Here is a 19821-nt window from a genome sequence, read left to right on the forward strand (position 1 = left end):
GGCGGCCCGCCGCTGGTGAAGGCGGCCACCGGCGAGGTGGTGTCGGCGGAAGACCTGGGCGGCGGCGATGTACACACCCGCCTGTCCGGCGTGGCCGACCACCTGGCCAAGGATGATATGCATGCGCTGTCGATGGCGCGCACCATCGTCTCCAACCTGAACCGCCAGAAGCCGCAACAGGGCGTGCTGCGCGAAGCGGTGGAGCCGAAATACGCGCCGGAAGAACTGTACGGCGTGATCCCGGTCGACACCCGCAAGCCTTTCGACATCCGCGAAGTGATCGCGCGCATCGTTGACGGCTCGGAGTTCGATGAATTCAAGGCGCGCTACGGCACCACCCTGGTGTGCGGCTTTGCCCACATCTTCGGCATGAAGGTCGGCATCATCGCCAACAACGGCATCCTGTTCTCCGAATCCGCGCTGAAAGGCACGCACTTCATCGAACTGTGCTGCCAGCGCAAGATCCCGTTGGTGTTCCTGCAGAACATCACCGGCTTCATGGTCGGCCGCAAGTACGAAAACGAGGGCATCGCCCGCAACGGCGCCAAGATGGTGACCGCCGTCGCCACCGCCGCCGTACCGAAATTCACCGTGATCATCGGCGGCTCCTTCGGCGCCGGCAACTACGGCATGTGCGGCCGCGCCTACTCGCCGCGCATGCTTTGGATGTGGCCTAACGCGCGCATCTCCGTGATGGGCGGCGAACAGGCGGCCGGCGTGCTGGCCACCGTCAAGCGCGACGGCATCGAAGCCAAGGGCGGCACCTGGAGCGCGGAGGAGGAAGCGGCCTTCAAGCAGCCGATCAAGGAACAGTACGAAGTGCAGGGCCACCCTTACTACGCCTCCGCGCGCCTGTGGGACGACGGCGTGATCGATCCGGCCGACACCCGCATGGTGCTGGGCCTGGGCCTGTCCGCAGCGCTGAACCAGGAAATCCCGGACACCAAGTTCGGTGTATTCCGCATGTAAGGAGATGGCGATGACCTACGAAACCCTGACCGTCGAGATCAACGACAAAGTCGCCACCGTCACCCTCAACCGTCCGGACGTGCGCAATGCCTTCAACGAGCATTCGATCAACGACCTGACGCGCGCCTTCTCGGAACTGGGCCGCAATGAGCTGGTGCGCGCGATCGTCCTGGCAGGTAACGGCCCGGCCTTCTGCGCCGGCGGTGACCTGAACTGGATGAAGAAGATGGCCCATTACACCCACGAGGAGAATGAGGCCGACGCCATGCAGCTGGCGCAGATGCTGCGCACCATCTATGTCTGCCCGAAACCGGTGGTCGCGCGTGTGCACGGCGACTGCTACGCGGGCGGCATGGGCCTGGTTTCCGCCTGCGATATCGTGATCGCCGTGCCGGAAGCGAATTTCTGCCTGAGCGAAGTGAAACTGGGCCTGATCCCCGCCACCATTTCGCCGTATGTCATCAAGGCGATGGGAGAGCAGGCGTCGCGCCGCTACTTCCTCACCGCCGAACGCTTCAGCGCCGTCGAAGGCCACCGCATTGGCCTGGTCCACGAACTGGTGGCCGCCGACGCGCTGGATGCCAAAGTCGCCGAGGTGCTGAAAGCCCTCGTCACCAACAGCCCGAACGCGGTCAAGGAAGCGAAAGTGCTGGTGCGCGATATCGCCGGCAAGCCGGTGAACGACGCACTGCTGCAGGATACGGCGGAACGCATCGCCCATATCCGCGCTTCCGAGCAGGGCCGCGAAGGCGTGACCTCCTTCCTGGAGAAGCGCAAGCCGGGCTGGCTGAATTAACGGAGCAGTTTTTGGAAGTGAATCAACAAAACGACTGGGTAGCGCGCAGCCTGCGGAGCGTCTGGCATCCGTGCACCCAGATGCAGCACCACGAAACCGTGCCGCTGATCCCGGTCAGCCATGGCCGCGGCGTGTGGCTGTACGACCACCAAGGCAAGCGCTACCTGGACGCGATCAGCTCCTGGTGGGTGAACCTGTTCGGCCATGCCAACCCGCGCATCAACGCGGCGTTGCGCGAACAGCTGGACCTGCTGGAGCATGCCATGCTGGCCGGCTTCACCCACGAGCCGGTGATCCAGCTCAGCGAACGTCTGGCGGCGCTGACCCAGCACCAGCTGGGGCATGCCTTCTACGCGTCGGACGGCGCGTCGGCGGTCGAAATCGCGTTGAAGATGAGCTTCCATTCCTGGCGCAACATGGGCCAGGGCGACAAGCAGGAATTCGTCTGCCTGAAAGGCAGCTACCACGGCGAGACCATCGGCGCCCTGGCGGTGACCGATGTGGCGCTGTTCAAGGATGCCTACGGCCCGCTGCTGCGCGCGACGCAGACCGTGATGTCGCCGGATGCGCGCCAGGCCGCCGAGGGCGAAACGCCGCAAGACGTGGCGCGCCGCGCCGCAGCCGACGTCGAGCGCCTGTTCGTGGAACGCGCCGGCAAGATCGCCGCCATCATCATCGAGCCGCTGGTGCAATGCGCCACCGGCATGGCGATGCACGATCCGCTTTACCTGAAGCTGGTGCGCGAGCTGTGCGACAAGCACGGCGTGCACCTGATCCTGGACGAAATCGCAGTCGGCTGCGGCCGCACCGGCACCTTCTTCGCCTGCGAGCAGGCCGGCGTCTGGCCGGACTTCCTGTGCCTGTCGAAGGGCATCAGCGGCGGCTACCTGCCGCTCTCCATCGTGCTGTCGCGCGACGAGATCTACCAGGCCTTTTACGACGCCGATGTGACGCGCGGCTTCCTGCACTCGCATTCGTATACCGGCAACCCGCTGGCCTGCCGCGCCGCGCTGGCCACGCTGGACATCTTCGCCGAAGACCAGGTGCTGGAAGCGAACAAGGCACGCGCGCGCAAGCTGACCGAAGCCCTGGCGCCGCTGGCGCAGCACGAGCGCACGACGAACTTCCGCAACCGCGGCATGATCTGGGCGTTTGATGCGGTGGACGCCGCACCCGGCTTCTCGCGCCGCTTCTTCACCGAGGGCACCAGGCAGGAACTGCTGCTGCGCCCGATCGGCAATACCGTGTACCTGATGCCGCCTTACATCCTCTCCGACGAGGAAATCGAAGGCCTGGCCGCGCGCACGCTGTCGGTATTTGAAAAGACGGTGGACTGATGGAACTGCTGGCAAAACTCGAACAGCAGCTGCAAGGCCTGCACGACAAGAACCTGATCCGCAAACGACGCTCGGTGGAAACCGCCTGCGCGCCGCGCGTGACGGTCGACGGCCGCGAGCTGCTGGCGTTCTGCAGCAACGACTACCTTGGCCTGGCCGCCCACCCGCGCCTGGCCGAAGCCATGCAGCAGGGCGTGCAGATGTACGGCACCGGCAGCGGCGCCTCGCACCTGATCAGCGGCCATAGCCGCGCACACACCCTGCTCGAGCAGCGCCTGGCCGGGTTCCTGGCGCCACACCTGGTGGAAGCGCAGGCCCTGTACTTCTGCACCGGTTATATGGCCAACCTGGCCGTGCTGACCGGCCTGGCCGTCGGCGACAAGGACACGGAGATCTTCAGCGAAGCGCTGAACCACGCCTCGCTGATCGACGGCGGCCGCCTGGCGCGCACCAAGCTGTCGGTCTACCCGCACGCCGACGTCGCTGCGCTGGGTGACATGCTGGCGGCCAGCAGCGCCAGCACCAAGATCGTGGTCACCGACTCCGTGTTCAGCATGGACGGCGACCTGGCCCCGCTGCCGGCGCTGCTGGCCCTGTGCGAACAGCACAATGCCTGGCTGGTGGTGGACGACGCGCACGGCTTCGGCACCCTGGGCGCTGAAGGCCGCGGCGCACTCGAACATTTCGGCATGCGCTCGCCCAACCTGGTCTATGTCGGCACGCTGGGCAAGGCCGCCGGCGTCGGCGGCGCCTTCGTGGCGGCGCACCGCACCGTGGTGGAAACGCTGGTGCAGCGCGCCCGCCCCTACATCTTCACCACCGCCGCGCCGCCCGCGCTGGCGCACGCGCTGCAGGCCAGCCTGGATATCATCTCCGGCGACGAAGGCCGCGCGCGCCGGGCCCACCTGCAGGCCCTGGTGGCACAGTTACACGACAGCCTGCGCCTGAAGCGCTGGCAGTTGCTGCCGTCGCAGACGGCGATCCAGCCCATCGTCATTGGCGAAAATGACGAAACCATGCGGCTCTCCGCCGCGCTGTACGAGCAGGGCATCTGGGTCGGGGGCATCCGCCCGCCGACCGTGCCGGCCGGCAGCGCGCGCCTGCGCATCACCCTGTCCGCCGCCCACACGGCGGACGATGTGCGCCGCCTGGCCGATGCTATCAACGAACTGGAAAGGACCTGATATGGCACTCGAAGACCCTGTCATCGCTCCTGAACCCCAAGCCGCCGCTGCCGCTGATGGCGTGCCGCTGCGCTTCTCCTGCTTTGTGGCGGGAACCGACACCGAAATCGGCAAGACCCTGACGTCTTCCGCCATGCTGTACGCACTGGTGCGCAACGGAGCGCGCGCCTGCGGCATGAAGCCCATCGCCGCCGGGGCGGTGGTGCGCGACGGCGCCTTGCACAACGACGACGCCGACCAGCTGATCGAAGCGAGCAATGTGCACCTGCCGCAGTCGCTGACCACGCCCTTCATGCTGAAAGAGCCGGCCGCGCCGCATATCGCCGCCGCGCTGGAAGGCGTGGCGATCGACCCGGTGCCGATCCTGGCCGCCTACCTGGAAATCGCCGCCCTGACCGACGCCACCGTGGTGGAAGGTGTGGGCGGCTTCCGCGTGCCGCTGACCGACAACTACGACACCGCCGACCTGGCGCAGCAGCTCGGCCTGCCGGTGGTGCTGGTGGTGGGCCTGCGCCTGGGCTGCATCAGCCACGCGCTGCTGACCGTGGAAGCGATCCAGGCGCGCGGCCTGAAGCTGGTGGGCTGGGTCGCCAACACGCTGGAATTTGAAATGAACTTCGCCGACGAGAATATCGAGGCGCTGGCAGCGCGCATTCCCGCGCCGCTGCTCGGCCGCATTCCGCGCCTGGCCAAGCCGACGGCCGCCGCTGCCGCCGAATACCTGGACTTCACGTCCCTGCCGAACTGGCCGGGCCGCCGCAACACGTAAGAGAGGAATCACAATGTCCCTGCAAGAACCGAAAACCGTCCAACTGCACCGTCCAACCGCAGCGATCAAGCTGCCGGAAGCCGCTACCTGGCCGCTGGAAGACGTGATGGCGCTGTACGAGCTGCCATTCAACGAGTTGATGTTCCGCGCACAGGAAGCCCACCGTGCACACTGGCCGGACGGCGACGTCGAGCTGGCGACCCTGCTCTCGATCAAGACCGGCGGCTGCGAAGAAGACTGCGGCTACTGCCCGCAGGCGGCGCGCTACGACACCGGCGTGGAAGCCAAGAAGATCCTCGACCTGGACACCGTGCTGGACGCGGCCAAGCAGGCCAAGGACAACGGCGCCACCCGCTTCTGCATGGGCGCCGCCTGGCGCAGCCCGAAAGAGCGCGACATGGAGAAAGTCGAAACCATGGTGCGCGAAGTGAAGGCCATGGGCCTGGAAACCTGCGCCACCCTGGGCATGCTGGAAGCGGCGCAGGCGCAACGCCTGAAGGACGCGGGCCTGGACTACTACAACCACAACCTGGACACCTCGCCCGACTTCTACGGCGACGTGATCTCCACCCGCCAGTACCAGGACCGCCTGGACACCCTGGGCCACGTGCGCAACGCCGGCCTGAAGGTCTGCTGCGGCGGCATCGTGGGCATGGGCGAATCGCGCGAACAGCGCGCCGGCCTGATCGCCCAGCTGGCCAACCTGAACCCGTACCCTGAGTCGGTGCCGGTCAACCACCTGGTGCAGGTGGAAGGCACCCCGCTGCACGGCCTGGACAAGCTGGACCCGCTGGAATTCGTGCGCACCATCGCCGTGGCCCGCATCACCATGCCGAAAGCGCGCGTGCGCCTGTCGGCCGGCCGCCGCGAGCTGGGCGAAGCGGTGCAGGCGATGTGCTTCATGGCCGGCGCCAACTCGATCTTCTACGGCGACAAGCTGCTGACCACCGATAACCCGGAAGCGAACGACGACCGCGCGCTGCTGGCGAAACTGGGCCTGCCGACGCGCGGCGCGGTGCTGGACTCGGTGCAGAAGGAAGCCTGCGGCTGCTAAGAACACATCCCAAAAAGAATAGAGAGAGACAATGTTCAAGAAAATCCTGATTGCCAACCGTGGCGAGATCGCCTGCCGCGTCGCCGCTACCGCGCGCCGCATGGGCATCAAGACCGTGGCCGTGTATTCGGATGCGGACGCCAACGCCAAGCACGTCGCCGTATGCGACGAAGCGGTGAACATCGGCCCGGCCGCCGCCAAGGAATCCTACCTGTGCGGCGACAAGCTGATCGCGGTGGCGCTGGCCACCGGTGCGGAAGCGATCCACCCCGGCTACGGCTTCCTGTCCGAGAACGCCGAGTTCGCGGACGCCTGCGCCGAAGTGGGCCTGGCCTTCATCGGCCCGCCGGCTTCCGCCATGCGCGCCATGGGCTCCAAATCGGCCGCCAAGCAGCTGATGGAGAAAGCCAACGTGCCGCTGGTGCCGGGCTACCACGGTGACAACCAGGATGCAGGCTTCCTGCAGGAACAAGCAGACCGCATCGGCTACCCGGTGCTGCTGAAGGCTTCCGCCGGCGGCGGCGGCAAGGGCATGCGTGTGGTGGAGAGCGCCGAAGCATTCAAGGACGCGCTGGCCTCCTGCAAGCGCGAAGCGATCAGCTCCTTCGGCGACGACAAGGTGCTGGCGGAGAAATACCTGCTGCGCCCGCGCCATATCGAGATCCAGGTGTTCGCCGACACGCTTGGCAACTGCATCTACCTGTTCGAGCGCGATTGCTCGGTGCAGCGCCGCCACCAGAAGGTGCTGGAAGAAGCCCCGGCGCCGGGCATGAGCGATGAGCGCCGCAAAGCGATGGGCGAAGCCGCCGTGGCAGCCGCGAAAGCGGTTGGCTACGTGGGCGCCGGCACGGTGGAGTTCATCGCCAACCAGGACGGCAGCTTCTACTTCATGGAGATGAACACCCGCCTGCAGGTGGAGCACCCGGTGACCGAAATGATCACCGGCACCGACCTGGTCGAATGGCAGATCCGCGTCGCCGCCGGCGAAGCGCTGCCCAAGCAGCAATCCGAATTGACCATCAACGGCCACGCCATCGAAGCGCGTATCTACGCCGAAAATCCGGAGAAGGGCTTCCTGCCGTCGATCGGCACGCTGCGCCACCTGGAGACCCCGGCCGCCGTCAACTTCGAACTGGGCGGCGTGCCCGGCTTCCCGGCCGCCGTGCGCATCGACTCCGGCGTGCGCGCCGGCGACGCCATTTCGCCGTTCTACGACCCGATGATCGCCAAGCTGATCGTGTGGGGCGCGGACCGCAAGCAGGCGCTGGCGCGCATGGCGCAAGCCCTGTCGCAATACCAGATCGTGGGCCTGGCGACCAATATCGCCTTCCTCAAGCGCCTGGTGGAAGGCGACGCCTTCGCCGGCGCCGACCTCGATACCGGCCTGATCGAACGCAACCACGACGCGCTGTTCCCGCCGCCGCGCTCCATCCCGGTGGCCGCCGTGGCGCTGGCCGCCGTGGCCCTGATCGAGGAAGAGAAAGACAAATCGGCCGCCCAATCCGGCGCCAACAAGGGCGACCCATGGGGCCAGGCGCTGGGCTGGCGCATGAATTTCCACTACGCGCGCAAGCTGGCCTTCAGCGATGAAAACGGCAAGCAGTACGCGCCGATGCTGACCTACCTGCCGCACGGCTGGCACTTCGAGATCAAAGGCCTGGAAGTGGACCTGTCGCTGTTCAAGCAGGATGGCGTGGACCTGAGCATCAAGCTGGGCGAAACCTCGGTGCACGGCACCGTGCGCCGCGACGGCGACGCATTCCACGTCTTCACCGGCGGCGGCCACTATGTACTGGACTACAACGACCCGATGGCGCATGCCGGCGAGTCGGAAGCCGAAGGCGGGCGCCTGACCGCGCCGATGCCGGGCAAGGTGGTCGCCGTGCTGGCCGCGAAAGGCGCCGAAGTGAAGAAGGGCGATGCCCTGGTCATCATGGAAGCGATGAAGATGGAGCACACCATCTCCGCCCCGCACGACGGCGTGGTGGAAGAGATCCTGTACGCCGTGGGCGACCAGGTGGCAGACGGCGCGCCGCTGCTGGCCTTCAAGACCGCCGCCTGAGGAGGGCGCATGCGCATCCTGCTGTACCGCGCGGACGGCAATACCGCGCCCTGGATCAAGGATTTCGCCGACTTCCTGCCGGAAGCCGAAGTAGTGGTATGGCGCCCCGGCGTTGAACTGGCGCCGTGCGACTACGCCGTGCTGTGGACGCCGCCGCAAGACATGCTGGCCGACCTGGCCAGGGTCAAGGCGATCTTCCTCACTGGCGCCGGCGCCGACGCCATCATGAAGTATGCCCAGGCGATACCGCCGCACATCCCCATCGTGCGCCTGAACGACGCCGGCATGGGCATGCAGATGGCGGAGTACGTCACCTACGCCGTGCTGCGCTACTTCCGCCGCATGGACGAATACGAAGCGCAAGCGCGGGCCGGCGCCTGGCTGCAGCTGGAAGCGCGCGACAAAAGCGATTTTTCGGTCGGCGTGATGGGCGTGGGCGCGCTCGGCTCGCACGTGGTCGAAGCGCTGCGCCCGTTCGGCTTCCCGCTGCGCGCCTGGAGCCGCACGCCGAAATCGCTGCCGGGCGTGGAATGCTTCCACGGCACGGAAGGGCTGGACGGCTTCCTCGGCTCGTCGCGCGTGGTGGTGTGCATGCTGCCGCTGACGGAAGAGACCAGCAATATCCTCAACCGCGCGAACATGCAAAAGCTGCCGCAGGGCGCCTACATCATCAACGTCGGGCGCGGCGCGCACATCGCCGAACCGGACCTGCTGCCGCTGATTAAGTCCGGCCATATCGCCGGCGCCACGCTGGACGTGTTCCGCAACGAACCGCTGCCGGCGCAGCACCCGTTCTGGCAGGAGCCGCGCATCACCATCACGCCGCACATTTCCGCGCTGACGCTGCGCCGCGAGAGCGTGGAGCAGATCGCCGCCAAGATGCGCCAGCACATGCGCGGCGAGGCGGTCGCCGACACCATCAACCGAGACAAGGGATACTGAAATGAGTTTGCCAAAGAAGGTCAAGATTGTCGAAGTAGGCCCGCGCGACGGCCTGCAGAATGAAAAGGGCGAGGTGCCGGCCGAAGTGAAGATCGAGCTGGTGAACCGCCTGACCGATGCCGGCTTCCCGAATATCGAAGCCGCTTCCTTCGTATCGCCGAAGTGGGTGCCGCAGATGGCCACCTCGAAAGACGTCATGGCCGGCATCGTCCGCAAGCCGGGCGTGATCTACTCCGCGCTAACGCCGAACATGCAAGGCTTCGAAGCCGCGCTGGCCGCCGGCGCCAACGAAGTGGTGATCTTCGGCGCCGCCTCCGAAGCGTTCTCGCAAAAGAACATCAACTGCTCCATCGCCGAATCGATCGAACGCTTCGTGCCGGTCGCCAAAGCCGCCAAGGACGCCGGCCTGCGCCTGCGCGCCTCGGTCAGCACCGCCTTCGGCTGCCCGTACCAGGGCGAGGTGCCGCTCGATTCCGTGGCTTATGTGGTGGGCCGCATGCGCGACCTCGGCTGCGACGAGATCGATATCGCCGACACCATCGGCGTCTCGACCCCGCGCAAGACGCAGGCGGTGATGGAACGCGCCATCAAGGAATTCCGCGCAAACGGCCTGGCCGGCCACTTCCACGACACCTACGGCCAGGCGCTGGCGAATATCTACGCCTCGATGGAGGTGGGGATCGAGATTTTCCACTCCTCCGTATCCGGCCTGGGCGGCTGCCCGTACGCCAAGGGCGCGACCGGCAATGTCGCCACGGAAGACGTGATCTACATGATGAATGGCCTGGGCATTGAAACCGGCGTGGACCTGGACAAGGTGGTCGACGCCGGCCAGTTCATCTCCAGCTTCCTCGGCCGCAAGGCCGCCAGCCGCGCCGGCAATGCGATTGCCGCCAAGCGCGCCGGCTGATTAATGCTCGTCCGAGCGGCCGCGTAGCTGGAATACTGCCAGCAGCGCGGCCGCAGCACGCTGCAGCGATTGCCAGTTCGGCGTCGCGAACAACACCTCCAGCGGCGGCAAGGGATGCGGCGCACCGTCCGCAATGCCACGCCACACCGCAGCAAACTGCGCGATGCCGTTGCGCTCCTCCGCCGAAAAGACCGGCTCCACGAACTGCTGCTTCCAATCCGGCGTCACCCAATCCTCCCACTGGTTCAGCACCTCGTCCGGCGCCGACATGGCCGGCGCCGCATCCTGCAACTGGCGCTGGGCCGCAAAGGAGCTGGCCAGCTCCAGGTATTCGATGATGCGGTTGCGCACGCGGCGCAGGCCGATTGGCTGCTCCGGCACGGACGCGCGCGCGGTGCGCAGCCAATAATACAGATCGTAGGTCGTGCTGCCTGCGGCTTGCGCCTCGTCCGGGATGTCGGCCCTCTGCTGCCACAACGGGAACCAATGCGGGTCGCGCAGGTACTGGCTGGCGGCCGCCGCGCCAAACTGCACGAAGGCGACTTGCGCCTCCGCCAGGCTGCGCTGGTTGGCGCCAGTGTTGGAGAAGGGGTGGTAAAGCTGTGAAGAATCATCCTCCCAGCGGCAAACCGGGCAGATCTCGAAAGAGCCAGGGGCGCTGGCGAAGGTTGCGTATCCGCAGCAAGGGCAGGTGTACATGGCGCAGATCTTAAAGCAGAAAAAAAAAGACCTGCACGAATGCAGGTCTTTTTCTTGAAACTTGGTCGGAGTACAAGGATTCGAACCTTGGACCCTCTGCTCCCAAAGCAGATGCGCTACCGGGCTGCGCTACACTCCGAAGAAGCAAGATAATACAAGCTGGGCCGGGGGCCGTCAACCCCCAATTTGAAAGTAGGAGCATTTGCATGCCTTACCGAACGTCGCGCTGGCGCATAGCATTCGGCATTGTTATCTCTTTACTACTGCACCTGACGGCGCTGGTTTGGCTGCGCCTGCCCGAGCCGAAGATGGGGCCGGACCCACGCAGCTGGCTATCGCAAGTCCAGGTCAGGATCGTCGCCCCCGCGCCACCGCCGCCGCGAGCGGAACCGGAGCCGGAGCCGGAAGCAGACAAGGCAAGCGGCCCGGCGCGCGTTGCCGCCGAAGTCCGCCGCCGGCCGAAGGAACGCCAGCGGCCAGCCCAAGCCAGCACGCCGGCGGCCAAGGAAGGAATGCTGGTCCTGCAGCCAGCCGAGCCGGGCGCTGGCAACGGCAAGCGCTTCGACCGCGAAGCCGCCAAAGCCGCCGCCCGCGACATTGCCGCCGAGCTCGATACCGGCCCGATCAAAACCCGCGAAACCCGCGACGAAAAGCTAGCGCGCCAAATCCAGGAAGCCGCCCGTCCCAACTGCAAAGACGGCATCCCCGGCGGCCTGCTCGCCCCCCTTGTCCTGCTGATGGACAAAAAAGACAGCGGCTGCAAATGGTAATGTCCACTTCGGGGTCAGGAAGAAATGTGGACATTCCTAAAGGAAATGTCCACATTTCTTCCTGACCCCAAAGTGGACATTACTGCTTGAGCTCGAGGGCGCGGTCGTACAGGGCGTTCTTTTTCTTGCCGGTGATCTGGGCGGCGAGGGTGGCGGCTTGTTTGACTGGCAACTCGGCCAGGAGGATCTGCAGGATGCGGTCGGCTTCGGCGTCCTGGCCTTCTTCGGCTGCGGGGGCGCCTTCGACCAGCACTACAAACTCGCCTTTCTCGTGGTTGGCGTCGGATTTGAGCCAGCCGACCGCTTCGCCCAGCGGGCAGCGGTGGATCTGTTCGAACAGTTTGGTCACTTCGCGGGCGAAGACAACCTGGCGCTCGGCGCCGAAAACGTCGGCCAGGGCCTGGGCGCATTCGATAATGCGGTGCGGGGCTTCGTAGAACACGAGGGTGGCTTGCGCGCTGGCCAGCCCTTGCAGTGCGGCTTCGCGCTGCTTGGCTTTCGATGGCAAAAAGCCAACAAAATGAAACTGGTCGTTCACCAGGCCACTAGCCGACAGGGCGGCGACCGCGGCTGAGGCGCCGGGCAGCGGGATCACGCGCAGGCCGGCGGCGCGTACGGCATCCACAATGCGGGCGCCGGGGTCGGACACGGCGGGAGTGCCGGCGTCGGACACCAGGGCGATGCGTTCGCCGGCCTGCAGGCGTGCGATCAGCCCTGCGGCCGCTTCGCGTTCGTTGTGCATGTGGGCGGCGACCAGCGGCTTGTGCAGGCCGAAGCGGTTCATCAGCTGGGCCGTGTTGCGCGTGTCTTCGCAGGCCACGGCGTCGACCAGGGACAGCACATGCAGGGCGCGCAGGCTAATGTCGGTTACATTGCCAATTGGCGTAGCCACCACGTATAAAGATGCCGTAGGATAGGTCTGGTGGACGGTCTCGCCGAGGATGGGCAAGCCGGCGAGCGGGCTGGAATCTTGTGCTGTCATTGGGGGTAGGATGCTGCCAAATAAAATCAACAATCTGTTGCTCTGCGTTGCGGCCATGCTGGCCAGCGCCTGCAGCGCGCCATGCGGCACGCCGGGCCGATTGTGCGCGCCAATCACGTCGGTGACAAGTGCGGCGCCTGTTGCGCCGCCGGTGCCGGCGCCGAAACCTGCGGCGCCGGCGCCCGCGCCGGAACCGGAGGCGGTGGTGGAAACCTTCGCCGTGCCGCCGCCGGATGCGCCGCGCCCGTCCGGCATCATGCAGGTGGTGCCGCAGCCTGCCGGGGAGGCGGGCGGCAAGCCGCCTTACCGTATCGCGCTGCTGCTGCCGCTGCGCTCCGAGGCCCTGGGCCGGGCAGCCGATGCGCTGCGCGCCGGCTTCATGGCGGGCCTGGAGCGCGACAGCAAGGGCTTTGAAGTCAACCTGGTGGAAACCGGCGACCAGCCGCAGGAAGTGCTGGCGGCCTACGTGGCGGCGCAGCAGCAGAACGATATGGTGGTGGGTCCGCTGGCCCGCTCCGCCGTCAGCGCGATCGCGGGCAGCCAGCAGGTGGACAAGCCGACCATCGCCCTCAACCATCCCGAACTGCGCGGCGAAACCCGCCTGCCGCCGCAACTGCTGGTGATCGGCCTGTCGATCGAGGAAGAGGCGCGCCAGGTGGCCGAGTGGGCGGCGCGCGAGCACCCGTCGGCGCGGGCGCTGGTCGTTTCCGGCAATTCGGCCTGGCAGAAGCGCATCGCCGGGGCCATTGCCGCGCATTGGCAGCGCCTCGGCCTCAACGCGCGCAGCCAGGAACTGTCGCCGCTGAACGGCTACCTGCAGGATGCGGAGCTGGTGGCCCTGCGCGCCCGCCTGCAGGCCGAACCGGCCGGCGTGCTGTTCGCTGCGCTCGACCCGGACCAGGCGCGCCAGCTGCGCACGGCCCTGGCCACGCCGCCGCTGAACGAGATTCCGGTGTACGGCACGTCCTCGCTCAACCCCGGCCGCAGCACCATCCTGCCTGGCCCGGAAATGGACGGGGTGCGCCTGCTCGACCTGCCCTGGCTGGTGCAGCGCGACCACCCGGCGGTGATGGTCTACCCGCAACCGGTGCCGCGCGACGAGGCGCGCCTGGGGGCGGACATGGAGCGCATCTATGCCCTGGGCATCGACGCCTTCCGCATCGCCCGTGAAATCGCACGCCAGCCGCAGCGCCGCTTCCAGCTGGATGGGGTGACGGGCCAGCTGACCGTCGATTTCGGCCAGGGCCAGCCCTGGTTCGAGCGCATCGAAGTGCCGGCTGAGTACCGCAACGGCGTGCCGACGCCAGTGCGCTGATGACCCGCACCGAGCTGCAGGAAATCGGCCATAGCGGCGAAGAGCGCGCGCTGGCCTACCTGCAGCGGCAGGGCCTGACCCTGGTCGAGCGCAATTTCCTGTGCAAGGTGGGGGAGCTGGACCTGGTCATGCGCGAGGGCGACACCCTGGTGTTTGTCGAAGTCCGCGAGCGCAGCAACCCACGGTACGGCGGCGCGGCGGCCAGCATCACGCCCGCCAAGCGGCGCCGCATCGTGCGCGCCGCCCAGTTTTACCTGCTGCGTTGCAAACCGTTGCCACCATGTCGAATTGACATTGTCGCCATCGACAGCGGGCGCATAAACTGGCTGCGCAACGCCATCATTGATCAAATGTAAGCATTTTTAACAGCGCTTGTGAGGCCCGGCAGGCCGCTGCACTATAATTACGCACACTATGACTAATCAACGCATCCTCTCGCACTTCCACGAAAGTGCCGAAATCAAGATCCAGTCCGCAACCGTCCTGGCGCAGCCTATCGCGCAGGCGGTCGAACTGATGTTCTCCGCCCTCTCGAACGGCAACAAGATCCTGGCCTGCGGCAACGGCGGCTCGGCGGCAGACGCCCAGCACTTTGCGGCGGAACTGGTGGGCCGTTTCGAGCGTGAACGCTTCCCGCTGCCGGCGATTTCGCTGTCGGTCGATACTTCGATCCTGACCGCTGTGGCCAACGACTACAGCTACCGCGAGATCTTCTCCAAGCAGGTGCAGGCATACGGCCAGGCGGGCGACATCCTGCTGGCGATTTCCACTTCCGGCAATTCGGCCAACGTCATGGCGGCCATCGAAGCGGCGCTGGAGCGTGAGATGCGTGTCGTGGCGCTGACCGGCAAAGGCGGCGGCGCTATCGGCAAGATGCTGACCGACGCCGATGTGCATATCTGCGTGCCGGCGGACCGTACTGCCCGTATCCAGGAAGTCCACCTGCTGACCATTCACTGCCTGTGCGACGGTATCGACGTCGCCCTGTTCGGAGGAGATGTAAATGAGTAAAGCGCGTCCACTGACGCTGGCTGTGGCAGCTGCCGTACTGGCGAGCACCACCCTGTCTGCTTGCGCCCCGCTGCTGGTCGGCGGCGCCGTCGCCGGCACCATTGCCGCGACCGACCGTCGCACCCTCGGCGCCCAGACCGAGGACAAGTCGATTGTCGTCAAGGCCGAGCTGAAGATGCCGAATATCACCGGCAAGGGCAGCCACGTCAACGTGAACAGCTTTAACCGCCGTGTCCTGCTGACCGGCGAGGTGCCGGATGATGAGACCAAGGCCAAGGTGGAGCGCGAAGTGCGCGCCATCGAAGGCGTGGTGAACGTCACCAACGAACTGGAAGTGGGCTTCTCGTCCAGCTACACCTCGCGCTCCAACGACGCGTTGATCACCTCCAAGGTCAAACTGAGCCTGGCCGACGCCAAGGATATCTCGGCCAACACCTTCAAGGTGGTCACCGAGAAGGGTGCTGTATACCTGATGGGCCGCGTCACCCAGCGCGAAGGCGCGCAGGCGGCCGATATCGCGCGCGGCGTGGCCGGCGTGACCAAGGTTGTGAAAGTGTTCGAGTACATTTCCGAGGACGAGTGGAAGCAGTACCAGCCCGCCCCGGCTACGCAAGGCTAATCCATCATGAGTACCGGCTCCCGGGCGTGGGTCAAACCGGTGATAGCGCTGGCCGTTATCGCCGGCATCGGCTTCACCGCTTACCAGTCGCTGAATAAGCAACAGGCCGCGCCTGCGGTCACCTTCCTCGGCATCAAAGGGGAAAAAATCACGCCTGAGAGCCTGAAGGGCAAGGTCTACATGGTCAATTTCTGGGCCACCTCGTGCACCACCTGCGTGGCCGAGATGCCGGACATGGTCAAGACCTATGAGAAGTACAAGGGCCAGGGCCTGGATTACGTGGCCGTGGCCATGCAGTACGACGCGCCGAACTACGTGGTCAACTTCACCGAAACGCGCCAGCTGCCTTTCAAGGTTGCGCTGGACGTGAGCGGCGAAGCGGCCAAGGCCTGGGGCGACGTCAAGATGACGCCAACCGTCTTCGTGGTCGACAAAGACGGCAACATCATCAAGCGCTACCTGGGCAAGGTCGACTTCCCAAGCCTGCACGCGCTGCTGGAAAAGAACCTGAAGAGCTGATCAAAGCAATTCTTCAGCATCCCGCAGTAGTTGGGCAAACTGCGGAAGTCCCTGCGCCTCTACCGTTGCGACCAGCTCATGCGCTGAGCGCGGCGGACGCCTTAGTCTTTGGCGCATCGCCTTGATTTCACCTAGCACTCGAATTTGATCCAATCCATATTGCGCCACTAGGAAATCATCCGGGTGCAGGACTTCAATCCCGTGCACATCAACAATATCTGCGGGAAAGTCCTTCAAATTGAAGGTGACGATTGCATCGGCATGTCCGGCGATTGCCGCTGCCAGCACATGGCGATCATCTGGATCTGGCAAAACCAGCGAATTGATAAGCCGCTCGTATCCGCGAATAAGGCGGTCTTCCTGGCTTCATTCATGAGTTCCGCAGTGCGTGGGACCAAGTCCTTTAGTTCTGGGCGATTCTTCAGTAAATTGCGCTGCCAATCCTCCTGAATTCGATCAGTCCAGCGCGCGCCATACATTCCGGCTGCCGCCAGGCTCAGCAGTAAATCCCGCAACGGCGCCGGATAAAGCACGCATGCGTCCAATACAACCGTGTAGCGGAGAAAGCCTGCCATCAGTAGCCCATGTCTAGATCCTGTGCCTGGTCTGCCAGTTCCTGCAGCGCTTTTTCGGAGCGCGAGGATCGCTGTTCCTTGTATTGCTTCACGTCTTCGAGGCGCACCCGGCGATGGGCTCCGACCTTATGGTGCGGTATCGCGCCGGCCTCCAACAACTTGACCAGGTATGGTCGGGACACGTTCAGGTACATCGCTGCTTCCTGGGTTGAGATGTCGAGTTCTTTCGGCATCACGGCAACCGCTTTGCCCTGGGCAAGCGAACCTAAAACCTCTGCAAACAAACGCAGGACTTTCGGCGGCAAGGTCAAAACGGGCGCATCAGACAAGTCATTTGCCCCATCCTCAACCAGCGCGATCCGAACCGCACGTGAGTGGTCCAAGGCCGCGACGAGGCAACGCTGCGCCTCTTTGGCCAGCTCAACGTCTTCCTTGCTGTCCAGCCGATCGATAACGTTCGACAATTTTTTCGCCTCCCTGAACACTTGTTTAGTTCATTCTAAACGAAATATTCAAAACAAACGAAATATTCGAAACGCTATCGATCAGAACGCAGCCTGGGCGGACAGGTAGGCGCCCCTTTGGGTTTTCGGGTTAAAGACCGTAATCGTGCCCAGGTCGGCGTAAGCGGCCGTCAGCGAGAAATGGCGGTTCGGCACCCAGGCCAGGAAGATGTCCTTGTACGCCTTTTCGTTATCCACACCCAGGTTGTGCGGTTTGCGGCGGTACTCGGCGCCCAGCACCAGCTTGCGCGTCAGCAGATACCCGACCGACAGCTCGGGCATGATGCGGCGGCTGCTTTCCTTGTCGCCGCCGAAGCCGAGGATGCCCATCTGGTTGGCCTTGGTCGAGCGCAGGGTGCCGTTCACCAGCAGGCTTTGCTCGAACAGCACCTTGGTGGCGGCGATGTAGAAGTCGGTGCCGCGGTCCGATTTGGCGCCCAGCTGCTTGACGTTGGTGACGCCCAGCGCGCCCAGGCCGCCCACACCTTTATTCTTCTTGTGCTGCAGGCCGATGGCGATTTGCGGCAGCCAGCTGTCCTGGCCGTAGACCGCATCCCCCACCAGTTTCAGTTTGACCCCGAAAATGTCCTGCTTGATGTTCAGCTGGTCGAGCGGCGCCAGGTCGCCTTTGAATTCCTGCCGCGCCAGCGATAGTTCAACGCGGTCGCCGATGCCGACGGCGGCGCCGAACGTGTTCAGGCTGTAGTCCTGGGTATCGACGCGGGTGGCGAAGGCACTGGCGCCCCAGCTGTCGCGGGTGCCGTAGCCGGTGACCAGGGCCCACGGCACGATGCCGCCGCCGCCCGCGCCTTCCACCATGCTGACACCGCCGGTAGCGATGAATTTGCCGTGGTCGGGCCGGGCGGAGGGCGCGCCGCCGCCTGCGGTCACGATGTCGCGCTGCATGGGCGCCAGCTTGGCAATCAGCTTGTTCGAGACGCTGGTGGGCACATTGTGGCGTTCCATCGCGATCTGCAAATCTTCCGCGAGCGCGTTGAAGTGCATGTTGTTCAGCTTCAGGTCCTCGTGGACCGTCTTCATATCGCGGTCCTTGTACTTGCCGGTGTATTTGCACGGTCCGCCCGCGAACTCGCAAATCTGCTCCACCAGGCGCGCCTTGACCACGGGGATGTCGAAACCGTCGAAAGTATCCTTGATGCGCGGGTCGGCCAATGTGATCTCGAACAGGGTGTCGACGATCCGCACAATGCCGTCCGTGCCGCCCAGGCCGCGATAGACCGCGTCGTTGGTATAGGGCGTCTGGGCGATGGCCGGCGCCGCGAAGGCGGTGGCCAGCAAGCTTGCACCAAGGAGTTTTCGCATGTTCAGCCTTTCGGGTAAAGGATCATTTGCGTACAACGGAACAGGGCGATGGTCTTGCCGTTCGCCTTATTGGTGACGGTGGCATCCCACACTTGCGTGGTGCGGCCGCCGTGGAACATCTTGGCGACGACGGCGATCGTTCCTTCGCGCGCGGTGCCCAGGTGGTTCGACTTCAATTCGATGGTCGTGAAATTCTGCGCGCCTTCGGGCAGGTTGGCAATGCATCCGAAACCACAGGCGGTATCGGCCAGGGTGACCACGCTGCCGGCGTGCAGGTAGCTGTTTGGCGCGAGGTGGTGCTGGGCGATATCCATTTCAGCGTGCAATTCGCCTTCGGAGGAGGCGACGATGCGGATGCCGAGGTGGCCAGGCAGGGTGTTGTGGGTCAGCTGGTTGAGTTTTTCGAGGTCGAACTTCATTTACAGGGTCTCCGTGACAGTTGGTGAATCATAGCAGCCGGAAACAGGGTATGCTTATGACTGCGCGACCTGCCTCACAAGGGCCAGGTCTGCAGGCAAGACCAGAAGCTCACAAGGTGGATTCAACCGATTAACTTACGGAGAATGACCTATGAACGAACGGGAGCAACTGTCTGCCATCGTGCAGCGCATGGAAGTGAAGCTGGAGCAGGGCCACCAGGAGGATTGGGCGCGCCTGCTGCACCGTGCCCGCACCTTGAGCGCCTTCGATTGCTCGGCCGCCAAGGGCGAGATCCTGCACTACTTCGGCGGCGCGGGTTCCATCAGCGACTTGCAGCTGGATGATGAATTCAGCGACTTGCGCACGCAGCTCTATACCCTCTGCTACGGCAAGCGCACCACCCACTGATCACAGCTGCTTGACCTCGATCGCCTTGCGAGCGACGGCTTCGCGCACCTTGCGCATGTTTTCGTCGTTCGGGGCCAGGGTCAGGTAGTGGTCGATCTGCTTCAGCGCTAAGTCCATCTTCTGCTGGTACAGGTAGGCGAACACCAGGCCGCGCTCAATTTCCGGATTGGCTTGGGTCTTCATCAGTTCACGCAAACGCAGCAGGCTGGCTTCGCCTTTGGGCGCGTATTGCGGGTTGGTCGAGAGGTAGAAATAGGATGCGGCCAGGTGACACCTGATCGAATCAGCATAGCGCGCCAGGCATTTGTCCAAGGCTTCGATTGCCTTGCGGTCGGCGCCGGTGACATCCAGGTTGTGCCCTTGCCGGTAAAGGTCGGCCAGCAGCGCCAGCGTCGCCTCATCCAGCGGCAACTGGTTCTCGATCTGCCAGGCTTGCCGCAATGCTTCAGTCCAGCGCCCGTAGACTTCTTCGCGCTGTCCCTCACTCCCGATGCGCGGCGGATAAATTCCGATATAGCGATTCAGGTCGCTGACCTGCGACCGCAGTTCCGTCATAGTACCGGGCTTCGCAGGCTCGGTGCGCGACGGCATTGGCAAAGGTATTGCTGCACTGGCGGAGAATGCAGCGCACAGAAGGCCCGCTGCCCAGAGGTT

The 19821-nt window shown here is 64.7% G+C and carries 23 protein-coding genes and 1 tRNA gene; 16 read left to right on the forward strand and 8 right to left on the reverse strand.

Annotated features, from left to right (window positions below; translation table 11 throughout):
- From ACE3TQ_RS06950 to ACE3TQ_RS06990, 9 genes are all read left to right on the forward strand, one after another.
- Positions 1-969: carboxyl transferase domain-containing protein (locus ACE3TQ_RS06950; protein ID WP_374581275.1), on the forward strand; the 969-nt coding region annotated here is incomplete at its 5' end.
- 10 nt (positions 970-979) lie between these two features.
- Entirely contained in the window at positions 980-1765 is a 786-nt protein-coding gene (locus ACE3TQ_RS06955; RefSeq protein WP_374581276.1) for an enoyl-CoA hydratase/isomerase family protein, read from the forward strand.
- 11 nt (positions 1766-1776) lie between these two features.
- Complete coding sequence (gene bioA, locus ACE3TQ_RS06960; RefSeq protein ID WP_374581277.1) at positions 1777-3102, forward strand: adenosylmethionine--8-amino-7-oxononanoate transaminase; 1326 nt, start codon at positions 1777-1779, stop codon at positions 3100-3102.
- Positions 3102-4286: an 8-amino-7-oxononanoate synthase gene (gene bioF, locus ACE3TQ_RS06965; RefSeq protein ID WP_374581279.1), complete on the forward strand. Its 1185-nt coding sequence runs from the start codon at positions 3102-3104 to the stop codon at positions 4284-4286. The genes bioA and bioF overlap by 1 nt, the downstream gene beginning before the upstream one ends.
- A gap of 1 nt (position 4287) precedes the next feature.
- Positions 4288-5055, forward strand: coding sequence for a dethiobiotin synthase (gene bioD / locus ACE3TQ_RS06970; protein WP_374581280.1), 768 nt, complete (start codon positions 4288-4290; stop codon positions 5053-5055).
- Positions 5056-5068: 13 nt separating this feature from the next.
- The gene (gene bioB / locus ACE3TQ_RS06975) at positions 5069-6109 is read left to right on the forward strand and encodes a biotin synthase BioB (protein ID WP_374581281.1); all 1041 of its coding nucleotides are present in this window, start codon (positions 5069-5071) and stop codon (positions 6107-6109) included.
- 31 nt (positions 6110-6140) lie between these two features.
- Positions 6141-8171, forward strand: a complete 2031-nt coding sequence (locus ACE3TQ_RS06980; RefSeq protein ID WP_374581283.1) for an acetyl-CoA carboxylase biotin carboxylase subunit — start codon at positions 6141-6143, stop codon at positions 8169-8171.
- 9 nt (positions 8172-8180) lie between these two features.
- Entirely contained in the window at positions 8181-9113 is a 933-nt protein-coding gene (locus ACE3TQ_RS06985) for a 2-hydroxyacid dehydrogenase (RefSeq protein ID WP_374581284.1), read from the forward strand.
- Position 9114: 1 nt separating this feature from the next.
- Complete coding sequence (locus tag ACE3TQ_RS06990; protein WP_374581287.1) at positions 9115-10023, forward strand: hydroxymethylglutaryl-CoA lyase; 909 nt, start codon at positions 9115-9117, stop codon at positions 10021-10023.
- Here ACE3TQ_RS06990 and ACE3TQ_RS06995 read toward each other — a convergent pair whose 3' ends face one another.
- Positions 10024-10722, reverse strand: coding sequence for a CPCC family cysteine-rich protein (locus tag ACE3TQ_RS06995; protein WP_374581289.1), 699 nt, complete (start codon positions 10720-10722; stop codon positions 10024-10026).
- 62 nt (positions 10723-10784) lie between these two features.
- Positions 10785-10861: transfer RNA gene (locus ACE3TQ_RS07000), tRNA-Pro, on the reverse strand.
- 67 nt (positions 10862-10928) lie between these two features.
- Here ACE3TQ_RS07000 and ACE3TQ_RS07005 point away from each other — a divergent pair.
- Positions 10929-11492 (forward strand): hypothetical protein, encoded by a 564-nt coding sequence (locus ACE3TQ_RS07005; protein WP_374581290.1) that lies wholly within the window; start codon positions 10929-10931, stop codon positions 11490-11492.
- A 79-nt stretch (positions 11493-11571) separates the two neighbouring features.
- On the opposite strand, the gene rsmI is transcribed toward ACE3TQ_RS07005, so the two are convergent.
- Positions 11572-12474: a 16S rRNA (cytidine(1402)-2'-O)-methyltransferase gene (rsmI, locus tag ACE3TQ_RS07010; RefSeq protein ID WP_374581291.1), complete on the reverse strand. Its 903-nt coding sequence runs from the start codon at positions 12472-12474 to the stop codon at positions 11572-11574.
- Positions 12475-12484: 10 nt separating this feature from the next.
- On the opposite strand from rsmI, the gene ACE3TQ_RS07015 reads away from it, so the two are divergent.
- Genes ACE3TQ_RS07015 through ACE3TQ_RS07035 form a run of 5 tightly spaced genes read left to right on the forward strand, consistent with a single transcriptional unit; the run spans position 12485 to position 15938 of the window.
- Positions 12485-13789 carry a penicillin-binding protein activator gene (locus ACE3TQ_RS07015; protein ID WP_374581292.1) on the forward strand — a complete coding sequence of 435 codons (1305 nt, stop codon included), beginning with the start codon at positions 12485-12487 and terminating at the stop codon, positions 13787-13789.
- The gene (locus ACE3TQ_RS07020) at positions 13789-14145 is read left to right on the forward strand and encodes a YraN family protein (RefSeq protein WP_374581294.1); all 357 of its coding nucleotides are present in this window, start codon (positions 13789-13791) and stop codon (positions 14143-14145) included. The genes ACE3TQ_RS07015 and ACE3TQ_RS07020 overlap by 1 nt, the downstream gene beginning before the upstream one ends.
- A gap of 58 nt (positions 14146-14203) precedes the next feature.
- A complete protein-coding gene (locus tag ACE3TQ_RS07025) occupies positions 14204-14800 on the forward strand; it encodes a phosphoheptose isomerase (protein WP_374581295.1) in 597 nt (198 codons plus the stop codon).
- Positions 14793-15419, forward strand: a complete 627-nt coding sequence (locus ACE3TQ_RS07030; protein ID WP_374581296.1) for a BON domain-containing protein — start codon at positions 14793-14795, stop codon at positions 15417-15419. The genes ACE3TQ_RS07025 and ACE3TQ_RS07030 overlap by 8 nt, the downstream gene beginning before the upstream one ends.
- Before the next feature lie 6 nt (positions 15420-15425).
- Positions 15426-15938, forward strand: coding sequence for a TlpA disulfide reductase family protein (locus ACE3TQ_RS07035; RefSeq protein ID WP_374581297.1), 513 nt, complete (start codon positions 15426-15428; stop codon positions 15936-15938).
- Here the strand turns inward: ACE3TQ_RS07035 and ACE3TQ_RS07040 are convergent, their stop codons facing one another.
- From ACE3TQ_RS07040 to ACE3TQ_RS07055, 4 genes are all read right to left on the reverse strand, one after another.
- A complete protein-coding gene (locus tag ACE3TQ_RS07040) occupies positions 15939-16226 on the reverse strand; it encodes a hypothetical protein (protein WP_374581298.1) in 288 nt (95 codons plus the stop codon).
- A 286-nt stretch (positions 16227-16512) separates the two neighbouring features.
- Complete coding sequence (locus ACE3TQ_RS07045) at positions 16513-16977, reverse strand: helix-turn-helix domain-containing protein (protein ID WP_374581300.1); 465 nt, start codon at positions 16975-16977, stop codon at positions 16513-16515.
- A gap of 81 nt (positions 16978-17058) precedes the next feature.
- Positions 17059-18339, reverse strand: coding sequence for a DUF3034 family protein (locus ACE3TQ_RS07050; protein WP_374581301.1), 1281 nt, complete (start codon positions 18337-18339; stop codon positions 17059-17061).
- A 2-nt stretch (positions 18340-18341) separates the two neighbouring features.
- A complete protein-coding gene (locus ACE3TQ_RS07055; RefSeq protein WP_374581302.1) occupies positions 18342-18758 on the reverse strand; it encodes a PaaI family thioesterase in 417 nt (138 codons plus the stop codon).
- A 151-nt stretch (positions 18759-18909) separates the two neighbouring features.
- Between ACE3TQ_RS07055 and ACE3TQ_RS07060 the strand changes: the two genes are divergently transcribed.
- A complete protein-coding gene (locus ACE3TQ_RS07060) occupies positions 18910-19167 on the forward strand; it encodes a hypothetical protein (RefSeq protein WP_374581303.1) in 258 nt (85 codons plus the stop codon).
- On the opposite strand, the gene ACE3TQ_RS07065 is transcribed toward ACE3TQ_RS07060, so the two are convergent.
- A complete protein-coding gene (locus ACE3TQ_RS07065; RefSeq protein ID WP_374581304.1) occupies positions 19168-19722 on the reverse strand; it encodes a hypothetical protein in 555 nt (184 codons plus the stop codon).
- Positions 19723-19821: the final 99 nt, after the last annotated feature.

Source organism: Pseudoduganella sp., from assembly GCF_041914865.1.
GTDB lineage: Bacteria > Pseudomonadota > Gammaproteobacteria > Burkholderiales > Burkholderiaceae_D > Rugamonas.